This window comes from Nocardia sp. NBC_01377, from assembly GCF_045040005.1.
GTDB classification, from domain to species: domain Bacteria; phylum Actinomycetota; class Actinomycetes; order Mycobacteriales; family Mycobacteriaceae; genus Nocardia; species Nocardia noduli.
This window is the reverse complement of record NZ_CP109566.1, coordinates 857,571-880,089: the sequence shown is the minus strand read 5'-3', so window position 1 is coordinate 880,089 and position 22,519 is coordinate 857,571. Positions and strand designations below refer to the sequence as shown.

The following is a 22,519-nucleotide window of genomic DNA, read 5'->3' as shown; positions in this document are numbered from 1 at the left end:
GGCTCCCTTCCACGCGCGTGGAAGGGAGGCGACGCGACGCGGATCGCCTCACGCGGGCACCGCGTCCAGGCCTCGGGCGCCGGCCAGGACCTCACCGAGAACCGTCGCGATGGTGTCCATCTCCGCGGCTGTCAGGTCGGCGCGAGCGGTGAGCCGCAACCGGGAAGTGCCCTCCGGTACCGACGGCGGCCGGAAACATCCGACCTCGAGGCCGCGCGCCCGACAGGCCTGGGCGGCTTCGTGGGCGACATGTGTCTGTCCGAGCACCACCGAGACGACCGCCGAATCCGGCGTTCCCACGCCGGCGATCCGCGCGATGTCGGCGGCACGGTCCAGCACGCGCCCCGCCATCGCCGGTTCGGCGCGCAACAGGCGCAGAGCGGCGCGCGCGGCGCCGACGGCGGCCGGAGCGAGTCCGGTGTCGAAGATGAAGGTGCGGGCCGTGTCGATCAGATGGGCGCGTACGTTCTCGCCCGCGAGTACGGCGCCGCCCTGCGCCGCGAACGCTTTGGACAGGGTCGCGGTGATCACCAGATCCGGTGCGCCGGACAGCCCGACCTCCTCGACGAGACCGCGGCCGCCCGTGCCGCGCACGCCGAGCCCGTGCGCCTCGTCGACGATCAACACCGCGCCGTTGGACCGGGTGACCCGGTGCAATTCGGCCAGCGGCGCGAGATCGCCGTCCGCGCTGAATACCGAATCGGTGAGTACCAGCGCCCGTTCCTCGGTGCGCGCGGACAGTAGGCGGTCCACCGCGTCGACGTCGCGGTGCGGCGCGATCTCCACCCGCGCCCGCGACAGCCTGCAGGCATCGACCAGCGACGCGTGACTACCCGCGTCGGAGACGACCAGGGAACCTCGGCCCGACAGCGCGGTCACGGCGCCCAGGTTGGCGGCGTACCCGGAGGCGAAGACCAGGCCCGCCTCGGCGCCGACGAAGTCGGCGAGTTCGGCTTCCAATTCCTCGTGTTCAGTGGTGGTGCCGGTGACCAGACGCGACCCGGTGGATCCGGTGCCCCAGCGCCGCACGGATTCGATCGCCGCTTCCATCACCTCGGGGTGGTGCACCAGGCCGAGGTAGTCGTTGGACGCGAGATCGATCGATGCCGATACCGGCGGCCTCGGGCGGAGATCACGATGCAGGCCTGCGGTTGCGCGGTCGGCGGCCCGTTCGTCCAGCCAACTCGACAGATCGGTATTCACAGCTCCGCAGCATACTTGAACACCGTTCAGGGCGGTATGGGCCAGACCCGGACCGACGATCCGGGGCGATGGTTCCACGGTGTCCGCGATCGTCGGATCGGGCCCGAATCGTCGCGCCGACCGGTCGACTACGACACCCCGAACCAGTTCGGGGTGTCGAACCGGAAGAGATCTCCCGGGGTGACCTTGCGCAGATCCTCCTCCAGCGCGGCGAGGCGATCGGCGCCCAGGATGTCGGCCCAGCGGCGGTGTATCCGGTCGAAGGCGCGGGCGGATTCGGTCAGCGCGTCGGTCGCGCGGTCGGTCAGGGTGTACACCTTGCGCCGCGCGTCCTGCGGGTCGTGGCCCCGACGCAGGTAACCGAGGCGTTCCAGCGCTTCGATGTGTTTACCCGCCGCCTGTTTCGAGACGCCGAGCGCCCGCCCGAGGTCGGCTGCGGTGCATCCGTACCGCCCTCCGACCCGACCGACGGCCTGGAAGACGAATCCGTGCATGGGTCGCATTTCGGCGTGCCCCCGCTCGGCCAATTCGGCGTGCACCTCGTCGACGATGCTCCGAAAGCCGAGCAGCAGGCGCAGCGGCAGTTCGTAGCCGCCCTCATCACTTGACATGATAGACAACCTCATTGACCATATAGACAACCTCGTTGTCTATTATAAGGAGATTCGGGAATGACACTCATTCGCCACACCGACACCCGGCGCACCGAAACCCCCGGCGGCGTGATGACCACCCTCGCCTCCCCCACCCAGGGCGATACCGGACAGGCGCTGTGGCAGGTGCGGGTTCGCCCCGGAGTCGCCGGCCCGGTGCACACCATCGACGCCGAACAGATCTGGACCGTACTGGCCGGACAGCTGACCATCGCCCTGGACGACACGAAAATCACCGCGACAGAGGGAGATACCGTGGTGCTGCGCGCCAACGCGACGCGGCAGGTCCTCGCGGGCGACGACGGATTCACCGCGATCGTCACCGGTCCCGCCGGATCGCGGGCGAGAACGCCGGGCGGCGACGAGGCCGTCGTGCCGCCCTGGATCGCCTGAACGCACGCTCGTCGCTATGCCGCCTGCGCCGCCACCGCGGCGAGCATGCCCGAGGTGATGATCTCGATATCCGCGCCGGTGCTGACGAACGGTGGCATGCAGTAGACGAGATCGCGGAACGGACGAAGCCACGCGCCCGCCCGCACCGCCGCGTCGGTCGCGCGTCGCATCTCGACCGGTTCGGCCAATTCGATGACGCCGATCGCACCGAGCACCCGCACGTCGACCACGCCCGGCAGGTCGTGTGCGGGCGCGAGACCCTCGATCAGTCCGGCTTCGATCCGACCGACCTCGCCGCGCCAGTCACGCTCGAGCAGCAATTCGATGGACGCCACCGCCACCGCGCAGGCCAGCGGATTGCCCATGAAGGTCGGGCCGTGCATGAGTCCGCCGTGGGCGGCGCTGAGCGTCTCGGCGATCACCGTCGTGCACAGGGCCGCGGCGAGGGTGAGGTAGCCGCCGGTGATTGCCTTGCCCACGCACATCACGTCGGGGGCGACACCGACGTGATCGGCCGCGAAGAAGGCTCCGGTCCGGCCGAATCCCGTGGCGATCTCGTCGAAGATCAGCAGGACACCGTGCTCGTCACAGAGACGGCGCAGGTCGAGCAGGTAGCGCGGATCGTGCCAGTGCATGCCGCCCGCGCCCTGCACGACCGGTTCGACGATGATCGCGGCCAGTTCGTGGGCGTGCGCGCCCACCAGCCGTTCCAGTTCCTCGACGTATTCGGGTCGGTAGTCGCGTGGCGGCGGCGGGGCGAAGATCTGGGCCGCGAGCACATCGGTCCACAGTGAATGCATGCCGCCGTCCGGGTCGCAGACGCTCATGGGCGTGAAGGTGTCGCCGTGGTAGCCGCCGCGCCAGGTCAGCAGCCGGGATTTGCCCGGCTTTCCGAGCGCGCGCCAGTACTGCAGGCACATCTTCACCGCGACCTCGACCGAGACCGATCCGGAATCGCACAGGAAGACCTTGTCCAATCCCTCGGGCGTGTGCGCCACGAGCAGCTCCGCGAGGCGCGCGGCGGGTTCGTGGGTCAGCCCGCCGAACATCACGTGACTCATCCGCCGCGACTGCGCGAGCAGGGCCGCGTCCAGAACCGGGTGACCGTAGCCGTGGACGGCCGCCCACCACGAACTCATGCCGTCGACGAGGACCCGGCCGTCGGCCAGCGTCAGCCGCGTACCTTCGGCGGAAGCGACGATCAGCGGTTCGGTGGTCGCCGGAAAGCCACCGTAGGGGTGCCAGACATGTTCGGCGTCGATGCGGGTGATCTCGTCGGGGGTCAGTGCCACTGCATTCCTCGCGGTCGAGCGACAGCCCCGGATTCCCCGAGGCAAGCTTGAACGGTGTTCAAGTTATCACCCCGGTGATGGCCGCTCGCCGTGGGCGACGACGGCGTCACACCCGAACGGGCGGGAACCTCGGGAGACCCTCGTCACGCGGATAGTCGGTAACTATCTCGATTCCGAGGACCGCGAGCCGGACAGTTGCCGCTTACGCGGTGTCATCGCACGGTCCGTCATCGGAGAATCCGGCCGCTCGAATCCGGCGACGTGACAGACCCGACCATCGCGACCGGCCGCACGCCGACCGACGCGGTACCGATTCTGCCTGGTCGACCTGTCCGAAGACCGGATATCGCACCTGTTGTCGCATCGCGTGGCGGTCAGTCGCCGTGACTTCACAGCGCGGGTCCGGCCTGTACGCGGACCGGTGCCGTACCCGACCACCCAACCCGCCGGACCGGAGGCCGCGCACCCTCGATGACCTCTGTGGGCGCGCCCGCCCGCGCACACCCGCGAGAGCTATCGCGTGACTGCCGCTACTGTCATTTGTATGCCTGAGCCCGACGTATCGCCCGGTGACCTGACGCCACTCGGTGTGTGGCCCGGCACGCCCTATCCGCTCGGCGCCACCTATGACGGCGCGGGCACGAATTTCTCGGTGTTCTCCGAGGTCGCCGAGTCGGTGGAACTGTGCCTGATCGGTCGTGACGGCGCGGAAACCCGTATCCCGCTCGATGAAGTCGACACCTACGTCTGGCACGCCTATCTCCCGACTATCGGGCCGGGCCAGCGCTACGGGTTCCGCGTGCACGGGCCCTACGATCCGGAACAGGGATTGCGTTGTGATCCGAGCAAATTGCTGCTCGATCCGTACGGCAAGTCCTTCGACGGCGATTTCGACGACGACCCGTCCCTGCACACCTACGGGCTGGATTCGCTGGGCCACACCATGACCGGCGTGGTGATCAACCCCTTCTTCGACTGGGGCGCCGATCGCCCGCCGAACCGGCCCTATCACGAGACGGTCATCTACGAGGCGCACGTCAAGGGCATGACGATGACGCACCCCGATATTCCCGACGAATTGCGCGGCACCTACGCGGGTATCGCGCATCCGGCGATCGTGGGTCACCTGAAGAGTCTCGGTATCACCGCGATCGAACTGATGCCGGTACACCAGTTCCTGCAGGACCGGGTGCTGCTCGACCAGGGACTGCGGAACTACTGGGGGTACAACAGCTTCGGCTATCTCGCACCGCACAACGGGTACGCCGCGAGCCCGCGCGGCGGTGCGGCGGTCACCGAATTCAAGGCGATGGTGCGCGCGTTGCACGCCGAGGGCATCGAGGTGATCCTCGACGTGGTCTACAACCACACCGCCGAAGGCAACCACCTCGGCCCGACCATCGCCTTCCGCGGTATCGACAATGCCGCGTATTACCGTCTGCTGGACAAGGATCCGTCCCGGTACATGGATTACACCGGTACCGGCAACAGTCTCAATGTGCGTCATCCGCACACACTGCAACTGATCATGGATTCGCTGCGGTACTGGATCCTCGACATGCACGTCGACGGGTTCCGCTTCGACCTGGCCGCCACTCTCGCGCGCGAACTGCACGACGTGGACCGGCTGTCCACGTTCTTCGATCTGGTGCAACAGGATCCGGTGGTCAGCCAGGTGAAACTGATCGCCGAACCGTGGGATGTCGGCGAGGGCGGCTACCAGGTCGGCAACTTCCCCGGACAGTGGACCGAATGGAACGGCAAGTACCGCGACACCGTTCGTGACTACTGGCGCGGCGAACCGGCCACCCTCGGCGAATTCGCGTCCCGGCTCACCGGTTCGTCGGATCTGTACGAGGCCACCGGGCGCAGGCCGAGCGCCAGTATCAACTTCATCATCGCCCACGACGGCTTCACGCTGCGGGATCTGGTGTCCTACAACGAGAAACACAACTCGGCCAACGGCGAGGACAACCGCGACGGCGAGAGTCACAATCGTTCGTGGAACTGCGGAGTCGAGGGACCGACCGACGATCCGGACATTCTCGCCCTGCGCGCCAAGCAATCCCGCAATCTGCTCGCGACGCTGGTGTTGTCCCAGGGCACGCCGATGCTCGCGCACGGCGACGAGATGGGCCGCACCCAGCGCGGCAACAACAATGTCTACTGCCAGGATTCCGAGATCGCCTGGATGGACTGGTCGCTGCTGAAATCCAACGAGGATCTGTTCGACTTCACCCGGCACGTGATCGCGCTGCGTACCGCCCACCCCATCTTCCGTCGCCGACGCTTCCTGGAGGGCAGGCCGATCCGGTCGAAGGATCACGCCAGGGATATCGCCTGGCTGACCCCGGCGGGCGAGGAGATGACACCGGCCGATTGGGACAGCGGGTTCGGCAAATCGCTCACCGTCTACCTGAACGGGCTCGGCATCCCCGAGCCGGGTCCGCGCGGCGAACGCATCACCGACGATTCGTTCCTGATGTGTTTCAACGCGCACGATTCCGCACTCGACTTCGTGCTGCCCGGCGCCGACTACGGCGCCGAATGGTCGGTGGCACTGGACTGTTCGATTCCCGACGGCCTCTCCGAGGCCTCCTACCCGGCATCGGCGACCCTGCCGGTTCCCGCCCGCTGCCTGCTCGTGCTCCGCTGCCCTGCTTAATCGGACAACCCATATGACTACATCCAACGCCTCCCAGCAGACCCACCACACCGATCCGATCGTCCGCGCCAAATCCCGGGTCCGCGCACTCTCGATCCGCAGCACCTACCGTCTGCAACTGCGGCCGGACGCGCTGACCTTCACCGATGCCCGCACGATCGCGGAATACCTGCAACAGCTGGGAATCTCGCATCTGTATCTGTCGCCGATCCTGACACCGATGCACGGGTCGACGCACGGCTACGACATCGCCGACCCGACCACGGTCTCGGCGGCACTCGGCGGGCCGGGCGGACTCAAGGCGCTGGCCGACGAGGTGCGCAGTCGAGGTATGGGCCTGATCGTCGACCTGGTGCCCAATCATGTCGGCGTCGCCGATCCGCGTCAGAATCCCTGGTGGTGGGATGTCCTGCGCAACGGCAAGGAATCTGCCTACCAGCACTATTTCGATATCGATTGGAGTTCGTCCAACGGCGCGGGCGGCAGGCTGGCCCTGCCGATACTGCAGAGCGAGAACGATCCGGCCTCGCTGACCGTCGACCGGTCCGGCGCGGAACCGATGCTGGCCCTGCGTGATCTGCGATTCCCGATAGCGCCGGGCACCGACGGCGACAACGCGCTGCGCATCCACGACAAACAGCACTACCGCTTGGTGAGTTGGAAATCGGGTTTGTGCACCTACCGGCGATTCTTCGCGGTCAGCAGTCTCGCGGCGGTGCGCCAGGAGGATCCGGAAGTCTTCGAGATCACCCACCGCGAACTGGCGGCGTGGTGCGAACACGATCTCATCGACGGCGTGCGGGTCGATCATCCGGACGGATTATCCGATCCCGCGGCCTACCTGGTCGGGCTGCGTCAGCTCATCGGGCCGAATCGCCTGCTGCTGGTGGAGAAGATCCTCGCCAACCGCGAACCGCTCGACGCCACCCTCCCGGTGGACGGCACCACCGGTTACGACGCGCTGGCCGGACTCGGCGGTGTGCTGATCGACCCCGACGGGGAATCGGTGCTGACCGAGCTCTCACGCCGGTTCGCCGGGCACGGCAGTGATCGCGCCTGGGTCGGCGAGACCGAGCATCGGATCAAACGCGCGGTCGCCGAGAGCATTTTGACGCCCGAGGTGCGCAGACTGGTCGCCGCGATCAAACGTGACGCCGCCGCCGAGAGTTTCGACACCCTCGCGCTCACGAACGCCACCATCGAGGTGCTCGCCTTCATGCCGGTGTACCGGGCGGATTACGCGCCACTGGCCGGAATGACCGGCGCGGTGATCGCCGAGGTCGAGAAACGCAACAGCGAACTGACCGCGCCGCTTTCGGTCCTGGTGACCGCGTTGGCCGTGGACGGCGAGGCGGCGGTGCGGTTCGGCCAGGTCTGCGGGGCGATCACCGCGAAGGCCGTCGAGGACACCATGTTCTACCAGGGCGCGCGGCTGGTCTCGTTGCAGGAGGTCGGCGGCAATCCCGCGCGTTTCGGTCATTCGCTCAACGAATTCCACCTCGCCAACACCGAACGCGCGGAGCGCTGGCCCGCCGCGATGACGACCCTGTCGACCCACGACACGAAACGCGGCGAGGATGTGCGCGCCAGGATCGGGGTGCTGTCGCAGGCGGCGAGTATCTGGGCGCGGTCGGTCGAATCCTGGATGGAACGGACCCCGGCGCCGGACGGCGCGACGGCACTGTTCCTGCTACAGAACATGTTCGGAGTCTGGCCCGCGGATGGTCGCCCGGCCTCCTCGGTGCCGGGCCTGCGCGAGCGACTGCACATGTTCGCGGAGAAGGCGACCCGCGAGGCGGGTACCAGAACATCCTGGGAGGAGCCGGATTCGGAATTCGAATCGGCGGTGCACGGCTGGCTGGACACGGTCATCGACGGGCCCATCGGCGCGGAGTTGAGCGATCTGGTGCACGATCTCGCCCCGCACGCCTGGTCGGATTCGCTGGCGCAGAAGCTGTTACAGCTGTGCATCCCCGGCATCCCGGATATCTACCAGGGCTGCGAACTCTGGGAGGACTCGCTGGTCGATCCGGACAATCGGCGTCCGGTGGATTTCGGGGCACGCACCGGCATGCTGCAATCGCTCACCGGCACACCGGCTTTGGATACCTCGGGGGCGGTCAAGATGTGGATCGTCGCCTATGCGCTGTGGTTGCGCAGGGAACGGCCGGAATGTTTCGTCGGCGGCAGCTACCTGCCGTTGTTCGCCACCGGCGAGCAGGCGAGCAGGCTCGTTTCCTACGCCCGAGGCAAGCCGGGCGAAGCGCCGGAGGTCATCGTGGCGGCCACCAGGCACAGTGTGGGGCTCGTCGAATCCGGCTGGGGTGACACCACACTGGATCTGCCGTCGGGCAGTTGGACCGACCGTCTCACCGGTCACACCTTCCAGGGACGAGCCCGGTTGGAGAAGTTGTTCGCGCGGCTGCCGGTCGCGCTGCTGGTGCGCTGAGGCCACGGCCGAGCGCGGGCCACACACGTCCGCGCCCCGGACCTCCCGGGGCGCGGACGCGCTCGTATCGCATGGACCTCAGAGCCAGGTGGGGTCGCCGAACACGGCTCCCGAGTCGTCGGCCTCTTCGGAGGCCACGTTGACATAGGTGAACTGGCGCAGAGTCACCGGGCCGGTGCAGGAGTTGACCCTGATGTGATAGTCGCGAATACCGGCGTAGATGGTCTTGCCCGGCACCATCGCCTTCTCGGCCATGCTGAGTTCGCCCACCTCACCGGGATTGAGCGTCAGTGTCGCGACCGGGACGATATTGAACGGATTCGTGGTGGGGTCGAGGTCGTCGAGGAATACGTTCGGGGTGACGCCGAAGGTGCCCGAGCCGATGTTCACCGCGCATCCGACGTGGTAGCCGACCCGCAGTGTTCCGGTCGCCTTGCCGTCGATCCGGCCGTAGGAGACACTGCTCACCAGCGCCTCGCGGGTGGTGCCCATCATGTTCAGCGGCGGAATCCTGTTGATGAACTCGTCCCGGTTACCCACGGTGAACGGAATCCCGTTCGGCGAGACGAAGGATTTCTCGTGCGGCGGCATGGGAACTATCTCGGCATTCGCCTGCGGCAGCGCCACGGACGACACACACGCGACGGCGGCCCCGGCAAGGGCCAGGGCCGCTCTTTGGAGGGTCGACATGCGGCACACTCTATTAGCCGATCGCTATGGCGATGATCTGCGACACGGCCAACGACGGTGAGCGTCCGTCACGACCCGCACCGGGACGGGATGCCTCGGATCACGCGGCGGCGGGCACCTTGTCGAGGAAGCCGTACACGTGGGCGATGCGACCGTCGCGCACGATCGCGACATCGAAACCGACGACAACGGCCGGTGCGCCCGCCGGTCCCAGTTCCCAGGTGAAACGCACCTGTTCGTGGTGCGCGTCGACCGGTCCGGCCGGTGTGAAGACCCAACCGGGGAACTGGGCCTGCACCCCGGCGATGGCGGCGTCGATTCCGTCGTGGCCCGCGACCTCGATCAGCGGATCGATGTACTCGGCGTCGGCGGCGAAGATTTCGGCCACGGCGGCTTTGCGGGCAGCGGCGTCGGTGGTGTTCCAGGCTTGCAGGTACTGCGCGACAATGGTGTTCACGGTGTCCTCCGAAAATGGTGGTGAGCTGCGGTTTCTCCGACGCTCTCGGTACCGGGACTACGTTATGGGCGAAGCCGGTCGCCTCGAATCAGTCGCCTATAGGTACTTTCGGGGCCCGCATCGGTACCTGGTCGTGAGCCGTCTCGATACGGTGAACGGATGCTGCACGGACGGGAAGCCGAACAGGAACGCATCGATCGGCTTCTCGAAGCGGCCCGGCAGGGTCGAAGCGGCACGCTCGTACTGCGCGGCGAACCCGGTATCGGAAAAACCGCGCTGCTGGATTATGCCGCGGCCCAAGGTATTCCGACGGTACGCGGGGCCGGGATCGAATCCGAGGCCGAACTGCCCTACGCGGCACTGCATCTGCTCGTCCGCCCCGGTATGGCGCTGGTCGACGGACTGCCGGGCCCGCAACGTGACGCGATGCGCGCCGCGTTCGGCATGACGGACCGGGCGGCTGTCGCCGACCCGATGTCGATCGGACTCGCGGTGCTGTCGCTGTTCGCCGAGGAAGCCGCCGACGGGCCCCTGCTCTGCCTCGTCGACGACGCGCACTGGCTGGACCGGGCCACAGCGTCGGCCCTGCTGTTCGCGGCCCGCAGACTCGATTCCGAAGGCGTGGTGATCCTCTTCGCCACCCGCACCGGCGATCACGATTCTCCGGCGACCGGACTGCCGGAGCTGGAGATCTCCGGCCTGCGCCAGGACGCTGCCGCGGCACTGGTCGACAGGCGGGCCCCGGATCTGTCCCCCACCGTGCGATACCGACTGCTCGCCGAAGCGGCGGGCAATCCACTGGCCCTGCTGGAATTGCCCGCCGTCCTCGCGGCCGAATCACCGATCGCGGGACCGAATCCGCTCCCGCTGACCGAGCGCCTGCGCGTCGCCTTCCACGGCCGGGTCGGCGGAATGCCGGACCGCACCCGCACCCTGCTGCTCCTCGCGGCCGCCGCGAATACGCCCGAACTCGGGCCGGTGCTCGTGGCCGCGACGGCATCGGGTGTCGACCTGTCGGATCTGGCCCCCGCGGAGGAGAGCGGTCTGGTGCGCAGCGATGGACGGACCCTGACGTTCCGGCACCCGCTGCTCCGTTCGGCGATCTACCGGGGCGCGCCCGTCGCGCAGCGCCTCGCGGCACACCGCGCCCTCGCGGACGCGCTCACCGACGACGCGGACACCGACCTGCGGGCCTGGCATCTGGCCTCGGCGGCGACCGGCCCCGACGACACCGCGGCCGACGCCCTGGAGGCGACCGCGCACCGGGCCCGGATCCGCCACGGCTACGACGGCGCGGTCGCCGCCTACGAGCGAGCGGCCGATCTCAGCACCGACACCGGCGCGCGGGTCCGCCGACTGGTGCTCGCCGCCGAAACCGCCGCCGAAACCGGGCGGGTAGACCTGGCGGGGTCACTCTCCGAACGGGCGGCCGCGCAGACCGTGGACCCGCTGCTCGGCGCTCGGCTGGATCTGGTGCGCGCGACAGCGGCGTTCGGGGCGGGGAAACCGCGCGCCGCACATCGGCTCCTGCTCGGGGCGGCCACGGCGATGCGCGAACACGAACCCCATCGCGCGGCCGGGATGCTGTCGCAGGCCGTGCACACCGCCTGGTATCTCGGGGAAGCTGAACTCGCCGAAGTGAGCGCGCTGTGGGCCGAGCTGCCGCTCGACGATACCGATCCGATGGCACCCGTCGCCCGCTACGTACTCGGCGCGATCGACCGTCGATACACCGTGCCACTACACGACGCCGCCGCAGACGCCAGGGCCAACGGCGCGGACAGTCCACGAGATCTGGTCCAGATGTGCGGGGCCGGGCTGGTCGTCGGCCAGGACGATCAGGTCACCGAACTCGTCGCCGCACTCGTCGCGGAATGCCGTGACCAGGGACGTATCGCGGCGCTGCCCTCGCTGCTGTTCTTCCGCGCCGAGGCCGAGTCCTTCCTCGGCAGACCGCGTGAGGGCAAGCTGGCGGCGACGGAGGGCCTGCGGATCGCCGAGGATCTCGGTCAGACCCATTGGATCAGCCAGCAGCGGAGTTTTCTCTGCTATCTGGCCGCGATCGAGGGATCCGACGCGGAATGCGAGAACCTGGCCGCCGCGGCCGTCGTCGAAGAACTCGGCGGTGCGACGGCGGCAGGCGCACCGTGGACGCACGCGGCGCTCGGACTGCTCGATCTCGGGCGCGGCAGGGTGGAGAGCGCGCTGACCCGGCTGGAACCACTCACCGAGGAACCCGCGCGGCACTACGTGATCGGATTGCGCGCACTGCCCGATCTCGTCGAAACGGCGGTGCGGATCGGAGCACCGGACCGTGCGGGCGACGCCCTCGACCGGCTGCGGGCCTGGGCCGACACCGCCGGGCAGAGCTGGATCGAGGCGCTCGCGCACCGCTGTCACGCGCTGACCACCGTCGGCGACGACGCCGAAACCGGCTACCGCGCGGCGCTACGACTCGGCGGACACCCCTTCGACCTGGCCAGGACGCAACTGCTGTACGGGGAATGGCTGCGCAGGGCCAAACGCAGAATCGATGCGCGCGTACCCCTGGAACAGGCGTTGGACACCTTCGATCGTCTCGGTGCCGTCCCGTGGGCGGAACGTGCCCGGATCGAACTCGCGGCGCTCGGCGTCGGCGCGGCGCAGCGCCCTGCCGACGGGCTGTCGGCACGGCTCACGCCACAGGAACTACAGATCGTGCGACTGGCCGCGCGAGGGCTGTCGAATCGGGATATCGCCGCGCAATTGTTCCTGAGCCCGCGCACGGTCGGCCATCATTTGTACAAGGCGTATCCGAAACTCGGTGTGCTGTCACGAAACGAATTGCGGGAAATTTAGCGGCCGGGGCCGCGGGTTCGCGGCCCTCGTAAGACTCGCTCCGTGGGGGGTGTTCGGGTTGCTATCGAGGCTCGCACGGTGAGGGTGGGCGGCGGCCGTTGCTCGGGAAGGTTGCGCCGTGGGGTCGGCGGTGTCGGGTGTTTGTGGCGGTCGCGACCGGGAGAGTCAGTGGGCTGACAGGACTCGGTGGGTGCGGCGTACCGGGTGGCGGCGGGTCGTGGCGTATCCGATCGACCAGCGGGTGACCAGGATTGCGGCGCCGATGAGGACGGCGAGCTGGGCCGAACCGGTGATCAATGCCAGGATCAGGCAGGTCAACAGGCCCGCGGCCAAGGCCTCCAGCTTGTAGACCGGCCATGCGGTACCCGCGATATCGACCGAAGAAGGGTGAACCGTCGCCATTCGATCAGGATATACGGACGTGGAAGTTCGGTCCACCTAACATTTGCGAGTGGGAACACTCGGGTACCGGCCTGCGTTGCCCGATGTATGCCACTCACAGGAGAGTACGCACCGAGCACATCCGATTGGGCCCGCGAGCAGGCCGAGATCTACGACGGGTCGGGAGGCACCGAAGGCGCTTCGTTGCAGGGCAAACCCATCATCCTGCTGACCACCGTCGGCGCGAAATCCGGCAAGCTGCGCAAGACTCCGTTGATGCGCGTCGAGCACGACGGTGAGTACGCCGTCGTCGCCTCGTTGGGCGGCGCGCCCAAGCACCCGGTCTGGTACTACAACATCAAGGCCGACCCGCACGTCGAACTTCGCGACGGCGCGGTGACCGAGGACTACACGGCGCGCGAAGTCACCGGCGACGAGAAGGCGGTGTGGTGGGAACGCGCGGTCGCGGCGTGGCCCGCATACGCCGATTACCAGACGAAGACCACCCGGGAGATCCCCGTTTTCGTGCTCACGCCGCGCTGACCTGCGGCCCCGTGTAGCGACACTCACCCCACCCGCCGCGTCCACCCGATGCGACGGGTGGCAGCATAATTCGGATGTCCGATCCGCTGGTCCTCGACGAACTGTCCTCTTCCCGTCCCGCGCTCACCGCGGACGAGATCGACGCCGCCGCGAAGCGTATTGCCGACATTATCGAGCCGACTCCGTTGCAGTACAGCCCGAGGCTGTCCGCGGAGACCGGCGCGCAGGTGTACCTCAAGCGCGAAGATCTCACCGCGGTGCGGTCCTACAAACTGCGCGGCGCCTACAACCTGATCGTGCAACTCACCGCAGGCGAACGCGCGGCGGGCGTGGTGGCGGCGAGCGCGGGCAATCACGCCCAGGGCGTCGCCTACGCCTGCCAGGCCATGGGCATCCGCGGCCGCATCTACGTGCCCACCACCACGCCCAAGCAGAAACGTGACCGTATCCGCGTGCACGGCGGCGAATTCGTCGAACTGATCGCCGTCGGCGAGACCTACGACGCCGCGGCCGCCGCGGCCGTGGCCGACGTCGAACGCACCGGCGCGACCATGGTCCCGCCGTTCGACGATCCGCGCACCGCCGCCGGGCAGGGCACCATCGCCGCCGAATTCCTCGAACAACTCGGCACCGCCCCGGATCTGGTCATCGTTCCGGTCGGCGGCGGCGGCTGCCTGGCGGGGGTGGGAACCTACCTGCGCGAGCGCGCGCCCGAAACCGGAATTCTCGGTGTCGAGCCCGCGGGCGCGGCCTCGATGACGGCGGCGCTGGTCGCGGGCGGACCGGTGACACTGCCGACGATCGATCCGTTCGTCGACGGCGCGGCCGTGCGCCGCATCGGCACGGTGCCCTACGCCGCGGCGGCCGGATTCGGGAGCCGGGTCGTCTCGCACGCGTCGCTGCCGTTGCTGACCGCGACCGAATCACCGAAGGGCGCGGGGCAGTTCCGGATGATGCACGTCGACGAGGGCGCGATCTGCACCACGATGCTCGACCTCTACCAGAACGAGGGCATCATCGCCGAACCCGCGGGCGCGCTGTCGGTCACCGCGCTCGGCGAGATCGAGATCGAGCCAGGATCGACGGTGGTGTGCCTGGTCTCCGGCGGCAACAACGACGTCTCGCGCTACGGCGAGATCATCGAACGCTCGCTGGTGCATCGGGGTATCAAGCACTATTTCCTGGTCGATTTCCCCCAGGAGCCCGGTGCGCTGCGGCGATTCCTGGACGAGGTGCTCGGGCCCGACGACGACGTCACCCTGTTCGAATACGTCAAACGCAACAACAGGGAGACCGGCGCGGCGCTGGTCGGCATCGAACTCGGCGGACGCGACGGCCTCGCCCCGCTGCTGGATCGGATGCGCGAGTCACCCATCCGGTGCGAGCGCCTCGATCCGGGTTCGTCGGCCTACCGCTATCTGACCTGAGCTGAGCTAGGCGGCCGCCTCCCGCGTGACGGCGGGGGCGGTCCGCTTGGCGCCGCGCACACAGTTCATCATCAGCGGCAGCAGCCACAGCGCGGACATCTGGTCGACGCTCATCTGCGGTACCGACATCCTGTTGTGCACGAACCCGACCGACAGCCCCAGCCGCGGTTCGGCCCAGCCGAACGATCCGCCGAGTCCGATATGCCCGAGACCTTCGTGCGCGTAGGGAACCGGCAGCGAGTGATAGCCGAGGTGCCACAGCATCGGTACGTAGAACAGCGCGTGGTCGAGCTGATAGCTGCGGATCCGGCGCAGCTCGGCGATGGTGCGGGCGGTGAGGTAGCGGCGACCGTCGACCATGCCGCCGTTGGCGAGCGCCCCGTACACGCTCGCGAGTCCGTGCGCCGTGCACACACCGTTACCCGCGCCGAGTTCGGTGTTCAGGATCGGTGGGGCGTCGCCTTCGAGGATGGCTTCGACTCCCGGCATGAGCAGGGCGCGGGCCGCTGCGCCGGGGGCACCGGGGAAACCGAAGGTGCGGCCGAGAATCCGCGCGCCGAGCGGTCCGCCGAAGAGTCGCAGCTGATTGCCCGCGAGCGGGGCGAAACTCGTCGACGATCCCGGCGGCGGCGCGCCCAGGTGGACGCCGTCGATGCCGAGCGGTTCGGCAACCTCGGTGCGGAACAGTTCGGCCATGCCGCGCCCGGTGATCGCCCTGGCCAGACCGGCCATGAGCCAGCCGAAGGTGAGCGCGTGATAGGTGGGGACCCCGAACAGCCGGTCGGGTTTCGCGGCGGCGAGACGTTCCTCCATGAGGCGGTGATCGAGTATCTCGGAGACCTCGGAGGCGACCGTGCCGAGCGAGGACAGTCCGGCGCGATGGGTCATCACCTGTTCGACCGTGATCGCGCCTTTGCCGTTGGCGGCGAATTCCGGCCAGTATTCGGCGACGGGCGCGGAGTAGTCGAGCAGGCCGCGATCGGCGAGCCGATGCATGACGGTGGAGGTGATGCCCTTGGTGGCGGAGAAGACGATGGTCCCGGTCTGCCCGGTCCATCCGACCGATCCCGAATGCTGTCCGGTCCAGATGTCGACCAGCGTCTCACCGTGACGGTGGATCGCCAGCGCGGCGCCCGCCCCGCGGCGATGCCCGAAAGTTCTCGCGAACGCCCGTACCAGGGGGGCGAACTCAGCGCTCGCGCTGCCGCCGACCCCCTCGGGTAGATCCACGAAATCCCCGGACCAAGCCACATTGCTCATTATTCAACGTTACGGCCGGTACCACGTCCGGTGGACCCGTCCCGGACAGCTGAGGCCACAATGTTATTGCCCTGACATCGCGGTGTCGACGACGGTGAACGAGTGCCCCGGCACCGTCGTGCCCGTGTCCGCCTGCTCCGGATCGTCCCAGGACAGGATCGCCGCGCCCGCGTATCCGACCGTCACCGGCAGTTCGGACAGATTGCAGATCAGCACCAGCGGACCGCGCCGCACCGCGATCCACCGAGCGCCTTCGTCGTAGTCGACCTCGACGTGGGAGAGCCACGGATCGGTGATCTCGGCGCGGGTCCGCCGCAGTTCGAGCAGCGCCCGGTAGCAGCCGAGGAGTCGGGCGTGGCCGTCGCGCGACGGTTCGGTCCAGTCCAGTTTCGAACGCAGGAAGGTCGCGGGATGCTGCGGGTCCGGCACCTCGTCGCTAGACCAGCCGTGTTCGGCGAATTCGGCCTTGCGACCGGTGGCGGTGGCGGCCCCGATCACCGGGTCGGTGTGCGAGGTGAAGAACAGGAACGGGGTGCGCGCTCCCCATTCCTCGCCCATGAACAGCATCGGCGTGAACGCCGAGAACAGGACGAGCGCGGCCTTCAGCGCGAGTTGGCCGTCGCCGAGATAGGCACTCGGACGATCGCCGATGGCCCGGTTGCCGATCTGATCGTGGGTGCACGTGTAGGCCAGCAGCGCGCTCGCCGGAATCAGGCTCCGGTCGATGGGCCTGCCGTGGACGCGCCCACGGAAACTCGACCACGTGCCCGCGTGGAAGAACCCGTGGGTGAGGGTTTTCGCCAGCGATTCCAGCGCGCCGAAATCGGCGTAGTAGCCCTGCCGTTCACCGGATACCGCGGTGTGCACGGCGTGATGCAGATCGTCGTTCCACTGCCCGGCCAAGCCGTACCCTCCCGCCGCGGGCGGGGTGAGCAGGCGCGGATCGTTCTGATCGCTCTCCGCGACGAGGGTGAGCGGTCTGCGCACGTGGGCGGCCAGGGCCGTGGTCTCGGTCGCCAGTTCGGCGAGCAGGTGGGTCGCGGTGCGGTCGACCAGAGCGTGCACCGCGTCCAGGCGCAGCGCGTCGATATGGAAATCGCGCAGCCAGCGCAGGGCGTTGTCGATGATGTGGCGACGCACCGGACCGGAATCGGGTCCGTCCAGATTCAGGCTCTGGCCCCAGGTGTTGCGCCCGTCGGTGAGGTACGGGCCGAAACGCGGCAGGTAGTTGCCCGACGGCCCGAGGTGGTTGTATACCACATCGAGAGCGACCGCCAAACCCCTTGCGTGACAGGCGTTCACGAACCGTTGTAGACCGTCGGGCCCACCGTAGGGTTCGTGCACGGCGTACCAGAGCACACCGTCGTAGCCCCAGTTGTGGCTGCCGTCGAAGGCGTTGACAGGCATCACCTCGACCACCGTGACACCGAGGTCGACCAGGTGATCGAGCCGCTCGACGGCGGAATCGAAGGTGCCGGTCGGGGTGAAGGTGCCGATATGCAGTTCGTAGTAGACCGCGCCTGCCAGCGGGCGGCCGGTCCATCCGTCATCGGTCCAGCGATCGGGGTCGACGGTGTGCACCGCCGAGCGGGCGTGCACCCCCTCCGGCTGTCTGGGCGAACGCGGGTCCGGCAGCACCGTGGGGTCGTCGTCGAGCAGGTAGCCGTAGCGCGTCCCGGATTCGGCGGGCAGTTCGGCGCGCCACCAGCCCTCGGCGGAGCGGGTCATGGGATGCGCGATCCCCTCCAGATCCAACCGCACCGACTCCGCCCGCGGAGCCCACACCTCGAAGGCAGTCACCGCGCCAGCATCGCACGGGAGGCGCGATCCGGCCCGCCGGGCGAGCGCCCCCTCCGGGCCGTCGGGCGCCACCGCGCTGCGGCCGTCGGCCGCGGGGCGAGACCGGCTCGCGCCGGGCGCGTGCATCCGTACCTCCTGGCTGACACAGTGGAAGCGTGGGATTCTACGGAGATCGGATCGTGCCGCGCCTGATAGAAGTGGCGTGCGGATTGAAGGCCAACGATCCGCAGCGCGAACGCGCCTGCGCCGGACTGCACGGCAGAGTGGTGGAGATCGGATTCGGCTCCGGGTTGAATGTGCCGTTCTATCCGGCCACGGTCGGATCGGTCAGCGCGGTGGAACCGGCCGACCTCGGATGGCGGCTCGCGGGCAAACGTCTCGCGGCGGCCACGGTGCCGATCGAGCGGGCGGGTCTCGACGGCCAATCGCTGCCCTTCCCCGACGACAGCTTCGACAGCGCGCTGTCCACCTGGACCATGTGCACCATCCCGGATATCGCCGCCGCGCTGGCGGAGGTGCGCCGGGTACTCGTGCCGGGCGGCGCCCTGCATTTCGTGGAACACGGACTCGCGCCCGACGCCTCGGTGCGCCGCTGGCAGAACCGGCTGAATCCGGTCCAGAAGGCCGTGGCGGGCGGCTGCAATCTGAACCGCGATATCCGCGGACTCCTCGAGACGGCGGGTTACCGGATCCGCGAGATCGACGTGTTCTACGCCGAGGACACGCCGAAGATCGTCGGCGCTCTCTCCCTCGGGGTCGCGGTTCCCGCCTGACGACGGGTCCCGCGCCGTGGATCAGACCGCGAGACAGCCAGGACCGAGTAACGCCTTCAGGTCGCCCATCAAGGCGGACGACGGTGAAACGCGCAGACTGTCATCGAGTTTCAGCAGGGTGGTCTTCTCACGCGCCCCGACGTGGCGCACGTGCACGTCCGAAGTTCCCGGATGACGTGACAGCACCCGCTTGAGTTCACCGATCTTGTCCGGGGTGCACATCCGCGTGGTGACGATGACCGCGAGCGGTTTGGCGACACCGATCGCGGACAGGTCGGGAACGACGAGATCGTTGGCGATCAACGAGATCCGATCGTCGCGCACCGAGACCCGCGCCTTGACCAGCACCACCGCGTCCTCGACCACGTCCATGCCGAACACCGAATACGACTGCGGGAAGAACAGCACCTCGACGCCACCGGTCAGATCCTCCAGCTGCGCGGAGGCCCAGGCCAGACCGTTCTTGTTGATGCGCCGGTTCACCGAGGCGAGGATGCCGCCGATGGTGACCTGGGCGCCGTCCTTGACATCGCCTCCCAGGATCGCCGGGATCGGGGTGTCCACCTGCGAGGCGAGTACGTGTTCGACACCGTTGAGCGGATGCCCGGAGACGTAGAGTCCGAGCATCTCGCGCTCGAGGGCCAGTTTGTGCTTGGTCTCCCACTCGTCGGCGGGTACGGCCACATTGAAGACCGAGGACACCGACTCGTCGGCGTCCAGCCCGCCGAACAGGTCGAACTGTCCGATCGCCTCGGCCTTCTTGGTGGTCATCACCGCGTCGATGGCGTCGGAGTGGATCAGCAACAGGCCCTTGCGCGGATGGCCCAGCGAGTCGAAAGCACCGGCCTTGATCAGGGATTCGGTGACCTTCTTGGTGCAGGCGACGGCGTCGATCTTGTTCAGATAGTCGGAGAAGTCGGTGAATTTCGACTTGTCCTTGCGCGCCTGGATGATCGAGGACACGACATTGGTGCCGACGTTGCGGACCGCGCCGAGTCCGAAGCGGATGTCCTTGCCGACCGAGGCGAAGTTCAACTCCGATTCGTTGACATCCGGCGGGAGGACGGTGATGCCGAGTTTGCGGCAGTCCGACAGGTAGATCGCGGCCTTGTCCTTGTCGTCACCGACGGAGGTGAGCAGGCCGGCCATGTATTCGGCCGGGTAGTTGGCCTTGAGGTAGGCGGTCCAGTAGGAGATCAGGCCGTAGGCGGCGGCGTGCGATTTGTTGAAGGCGTAGCCGGCGAACGGGAGGATCGTGTCCCACAGCGCCTTGATCGCGGCCTTGGAATATCCGTTGGCCTGCATGCCCTCTTCGAAGCCCTCGAACTCCGCGGCCAGCACTTCGGCCTTCTTCTTACCCATCGCGCGGCGCAGGATGTCGGCTCGACCGAGCGAGTATCCGGCCACTTTCTGCGCGACGTGCATGATCTGCTCTTGGTAGACGATCAGACCGTAGGTCTCGCCGAGGATCTCCTTCAGCGGCTCGGCCAGCTCCGGATGGATCGGCTTGACCTCTTGACGATCGTTCTTGCGGTCGGCGTAGTCGTTGTGCGCGTTCATGCCCATCGGACCGGGGCGATACAGCGCGCCGACGGCGACGATGTCCTCGAACGCGTTCGGCTGCATCCGGCGCAGCAGATCGCGCATGGGGCCACCGTCGAGCTGGAACACGCCGAGGGTGTCACCGCGCGAGAGCAGTTCGTAGGTCGGTGCGTCGTCGAGCGGCAGGGTGTCCATGTCCAGCTCGATACCGCGGTTGGCCTTGATGTTCTCCAGCGCGTCACCGATGACGGTGAGGTTGCGCAGGCCCAGGAAGTCCATCTTCAGCAGGCCGATGGCCTCGCAGGACGGGTAGTCCCATCCGGTGATCAGCGCGCCGTCCTGCGGCCGCTTCCACAGCGGGATCGCCTCCATGAGCGGATCACAGGACATGATGACCGCGCAGGCGTGCACGCCCGCGTTGCGGATCAGACCTTCGAGTCCGCGCGCGGTCTCGTAGATCTTGGCGATATCCGGATTGGTGTTGATCAGTTCACGGACCTCGGCGGCTTCCTTGTACCGCTCGTGATCCGGGTCGGTGATGCCGGAGACCGAGATGTCCTTGGCCATGATCGGCGGCGGCAGGGCCTTGGTGATCTGGTCGGCGATGGCGAATCCGGGCTGGCCGAACAGCACTCGCGCCGAGTCCTTGATCGCGGCCTTGGTCTTGATGGTGCCGAAGGTGATGACCTGGGCGACCCGGTCGGTGCCCCATTTCTCGCTCGCGTAACGCACCATCTCACCGCGGCGGCGATCGTCGAAGTCGATATCGATATCGGGCATCGACACGCGCTCGGGGTTGAGGAACCGCTCGAACAGCAGGCCGTGCGGCAGCGGATCGATATTGGTGATGCCGAGTGCGTAGGCGACCAGGGAACCGGCCGCCGAACCACGACCGGGACCGACCCGGATACCGACCTCGCGCGCGTGGTTGATGAGGTCGCCGACCACGAGGAAGTAGGCCGGGAAACCCATTTCCAGGATGACGCCGATCTCGTAGGCGGCGCGATCGAGGTAATCGCGGGGAGCGCCGTCCGGGAAGCGGCGCGCCAGCCCGAGGTCGACCTCGCGGCGCAGCCAGCTGGCCTGGTCGTGGCCCTCGGGCACCGGGAAGATCGGCATCCGGTCGCTGTGCGCCCACACCTCGTCGTAGGGCTGCACGCGTTCGCCGATGAGCACGGTGTTGTCGCAGGCGTCGGGGACTTCCGCGTCCCAGATCGCCCGCATCTCCTCGGCGGATTTCAGGTAGTAGCCGTCACCGTCGAATTTGAACCGGGTCGGGTCGCTGAGCGTCTTGCCGGTCTGAATACACAGCAGCGCTTCGTGATTGGTCGACGCGTCCTTGGTGACGTAGTGGCAGTCATTGGTGGCGATGGCCGGGATGCCGAGCTGTTTGCCGACCGAGATCAGGCCCTCGCGGACCCGGCGCTCGATGGAGAGCCCGTGGTCCATCACCTCGAGGAAGAAATTGTCCGGGCCGAAGATCTCCTGCCATTTGGCGGCGGCCTCGAGCGCCTCGCGCTCGTGACCGAGCCGCAGCCGGGTCTGCACCTCGCCGGAGGGGCAGCCGGTGGTGGCGATGATGCCCTCGGCGTGCTGGGCGATGATCTCCTCGTCCATGCGCGCCCACTTGCCGAGCTGTCCTTCGAGCGAGGCCAGCGAGGACAGTTTGAACAGGTTGCGCAGACCGGTCGCGTTCTCGGCGACCATGGTCATATGGGTGTAGGCGCCCGAACCCGAGACGTCGTCGCCCTTCTGCCCCGGATCGCCCCACTGCACGCGTTTGGTGTCGAACCGGGAACCCGGCGCGATGTAGGCCTCTATGCCGATGATCGGCTTGATGCCCGCCTTCTTCGCGGAGTTGTAGAACTCCGAGGCGCCGTACATGTTGCCGTGATCGGTCATCCCGACCGCGCCCATTCCCAGCCGATTCGCCTCGGCGAACAGGGGCGAGATCTTCGCCGCGCCGTCGAGCATGGAGTACTCGGTGTGGTTGTGCAGATGAACGAACGATCCGGACGAGGCGGCCAAGACGGTCCTTCCTCCCATGGGTCTCGACGGGGGTTGGCCTAGCGATTCTAGGCACGTCGGTATGACAGGTTTCGACCGCCACGCGTGCCGAACCCGGACGTCGCAGGAGAGCTCGGCGTGTCGGT

General features: G+C 67.8%; 16 protein-coding genes. 7 read left to right on the top strand and 9 right to left on the bottom strand.

Annotated features, from left to right (window positions below):
- Positions 1 to 48: 48 nt before the first annotated feature.
- Positions 49 to 1,203, bottom strand: coding sequence for an 8-amino-7-oxononanoate synthase (locus OG225_RS04080; RefSeq protein ID WP_405180459.1), 1,155 nt, complete (start codon positions 1,201 to 1,203; stop codon positions 49 to 51).
- 128 nt (positions 1,204 to 1,331) lie between these two features.
- Positions 1,332 to 1,814 carry a MarR family winged helix-turn-helix transcriptional regulator gene (locus OG225_RS04075; protein WP_405180458.1) on the bottom strand — a complete coding sequence of 161 codons (483 nt, stop codon included), beginning with the start codon at positions 1,812 to 1,814 and terminating at the stop codon, positions 1,332 to 1,334.
- 60 nt (positions 1,815 to 1,874) lie between these two features.
- Here OG225_RS04075 and OG225_RS04070 point away from each other — a divergent pair, with 60 nt between their 5' ends.
- Positions 1,875 to 2,249 carry a cupin domain-containing protein gene (locus OG225_RS04070; protein ID WP_405180457.1) on the top strand — a complete coding sequence of 125 codons (375 nt, stop codon included), beginning with the start codon at positions 1,875 to 1,877 and terminating at the stop codon, positions 2,247 to 2,249.
- Between the two features lie 14 nt (positions 2,250 to 2,263).
- Here the strand turns inward: OG225_RS04070 and OG225_RS04065 are convergent, their stop codons facing one another.
- Entirely contained in the window at positions 2,264 to 3,541 is a 1,278-nt protein-coding gene (locus OG225_RS04065; RefSeq protein ID WP_405180456.1) for an adenosylmethionine--8-amino-7-oxononanoate transaminase, read from the bottom strand.
- Between the two features lie 544 nt (positions 3,542 to 4,085).
- Here OG225_RS04065 and glgX point away from each other — a divergent pair.
- Positions 4,086 to 6,206: a glycogen debranching protein GlgX gene (gene glgX / locus OG225_RS04060; RefSeq protein ID WP_405180455.1), complete on the top strand. Its 2,121-nt coding sequence runs from the start codon at positions 4,086 to 4,088 to the stop codon at positions 6,204 to 6,206.
- Positions 6,207 to 6,219: 13 nt separating this feature from the next.
- The gene (treY, locus tag OG225_RS04055; RefSeq protein WP_405180454.1) at positions 6,220 to 8,655 is read left to right on the top strand and encodes a malto-oligosyltrehalose synthase; all 2,436 of its coding nucleotides are present in this window, start codon (positions 6,220 to 6,222) and stop codon (positions 8,653 to 8,655) included.
- 78 nt (positions 8,656 to 8,733) lie between these two features.
- On the opposite strand, the gene OG225_RS04050 is transcribed toward treY, so the two are convergent.
- Together OG225_RS04050 and OG225_RS04045 are read right to left on the bottom strand one after the other, a co-directional pair.
- Positions 8,734 to 9,345, bottom strand: coding sequence for an MspA family porin (locus OG225_RS04050; RefSeq protein WP_405180453.1), 612 nt, complete (start codon positions 9,343 to 9,345; stop codon positions 8,734 to 8,736).
- A 100-nt stretch (positions 9,346 to 9,445) separates the two neighbouring features.
- Positions 9,446 to 9,802, bottom strand: a complete 357-nt coding sequence (locus OG225_RS04045) for a nuclear transport factor 2 family protein (RefSeq protein WP_405180452.1) — start codon at positions 9,800 to 9,802, stop codon at positions 9,446 to 9,448.
- Between the two features lie 159 nt (positions 9,803 to 9,961).
- Here OG225_RS04045 and OG225_RS04040 point away from each other — a divergent pair, with 159 nt between their 5' ends.
- Positions 9,962 to 12,640 carry an ATP-binding protein gene (locus OG225_RS04040; RefSeq protein ID WP_405180451.1) on the top strand — a complete coding sequence of 893 codons (2,679 nt, stop codon included), beginning with the start codon at positions 9,962 to 9,964 and terminating at the stop codon, positions 12,638 to 12,640.
- Between the two features lie 165 nt (positions 12,641 to 12,805).
- Here OG225_RS04040 and OG225_RS04035 read toward each other — a convergent pair whose 3' ends face one another.
- Entirely contained in the window at positions 12,806 to 13,042 is a 237-nt protein-coding gene (locus tag OG225_RS04035) for a hypothetical protein (RefSeq protein WP_405180450.1), read from the bottom strand.
- A gap of 87 nt (positions 13,043 to 13,129) precedes the next feature.
- Between OG225_RS04035 and OG225_RS04030 the strand changes: the two genes are divergently transcribed.
- Both OG225_RS04030 and ilvA read left to right on the top strand, forming a co-directional pair.
- Positions 13,130 to 13,564: a nitroreductase family deazaflavin-dependent oxidoreductase gene (locus tag OG225_RS04030; protein WP_405180449.1), complete on the top strand. Its 435-nt coding sequence runs from the start codon at positions 13,130 to 13,132 to the stop codon at positions 13,562 to 13,564.
- Between the two features lie 74 nt (positions 13,565 to 13,638).
- Complete coding sequence (gene ilvA / locus OG225_RS04025) at positions 13,639 to 14,991, top strand: threonine ammonia-lyase IlvA (RefSeq protein ID WP_216916828.1); 1,353 nt, start codon at positions 13,639 to 13,641, stop codon at positions 14,989 to 14,991.
- A gap of 6 nt (positions 14,992 to 14,997) precedes the next feature.
- On the opposite strand, the gene OG225_RS04020 is transcribed toward ilvA, so the two are convergent.
- The gene (locus tag OG225_RS04020; protein WP_216916827.1) at positions 14,998 to 16,251 is read right to left on the bottom strand and encodes a serine hydrolase domain-containing protein; all 1,254 of its coding nucleotides are present in this window, start codon (positions 16,249 to 16,251) and stop codon (positions 14,998 to 15,000) included.
- Positions 16,252 to 16,314: 63 nt separating this feature from the next.
- Positions 16,315 to 18,051 (bottom strand): malto-oligosyltrehalose trehalohydrolase, encoded by a 1,737-nt coding sequence (gene treZ, locus OG225_RS04015; protein WP_405183190.1) that lies wholly within the window; start codon positions 18,049 to 18,051, stop codon positions 16,315 to 16,317.
- Between the two features lie 155 nt (positions 18,052 to 18,206).
- Here treZ and OG225_RS04010 point away from each other — a divergent pair, with 155 nt between their 5' ends.
- Positions 18,207 to 18,824, top strand: a complete 618-nt coding sequence (locus OG225_RS04010; protein ID WP_405180448.1) for a class I SAM-dependent methyltransferase — start codon at positions 18,207 to 18,209, stop codon at positions 18,822 to 18,824.
- 21 nt (positions 18,825 to 18,845) lie between these two features.
- Here the strand turns inward: OG225_RS04010 and dnaE are convergent, their stop codons facing one another.
- Positions 18,846 to 22,412 carry a DNA polymerase III subunit alpha gene (gene dnaE, locus OG225_RS04005; protein WP_405180447.1) on the bottom strand — a complete coding sequence of 1,189 codons (3,567 nt, stop codon included), beginning with the start codon at positions 22,410 to 22,412 and terminating at the stop codon, positions 18,846 to 18,848.
- Between the last annotated feature and the right edge of the window lie 107 nt (positions 22,413 to 22,519).

Bases quoted from the DNA above. Each gene is read 5' to 3' on its own strand.
- OG225_RS04075 (WP_405180458.1), bottom strand. From the start codon at position 1,814: ATGTCAAGTGATGAGGGCGGCTACGAACTGCCGCTGCGCCTGCTGCTC.
- OG225_RS04070 (WP_405180457.1), top strand. From the start codon at position 1,875: ATGACACTCATTCGCCACACCGACACCCGGCGCACCGAAACCCCCGGC.
- glgX (WP_405180455.1), top strand. From the start codon at position 4,086: ATGCCTGAGCCCGACGTATCGCCCGGTGACCTGACGCCACTCGGTGTG.
- treY (WP_405180454.1), top strand. From the start codon at position 6,220: ATGACTACATCCAACGCCTCCCAGCAGACCCACCACACCGATCCGATC.
- OG225_RS04050 (WP_405180453.1), bottom strand. From the start codon at position 9,345: ATGTCGACCCTCCAAAGAGCGGCCCTGGCCCTTGCCGGGGCCGCCGTC.
- OG225_RS04040 (WP_405180451.1), top strand. From the start codon at position 9,962: ATGCTGCACGGACGGGAAGCCGAACAGGAACGCATCGATCGGCTTCTC.
- OG225_RS04035 (WP_405180450.1), bottom strand. From the start codon at position 13,042: ATGGCGACGGTTCACCCTTCTTCGGTCGATATCGCGGGTACCGCATGG.
- OG225_RS04030 (WP_405180449.1), top strand. From the start codon at position 13,130: ATGCCACTCACAGGAGAGTACGCACCGAGCACATCCGATTGGGCCCGC.
- ilvA (WP_216916828.1), top strand. From the start codon at position 13,639: ATGTCCGATCCGCTGGTCCTCGACGAACTGTCCTCTTCCCGTCCCGCG.
- OG225_RS04020 (WP_216916827.1), bottom strand. From the start codon at position 16,251: ATGAGCAATGTGGCTTGGTCCGGGGATTTCGTGGATCTACCCGAGGGG.
- dnaE (WP_405180447.1), bottom strand. From the start codon at position 22,412: ATGGGAGGAAGGACCGTCTTGGCCGCCTCGTCCGGATCGTTCGTTCAT.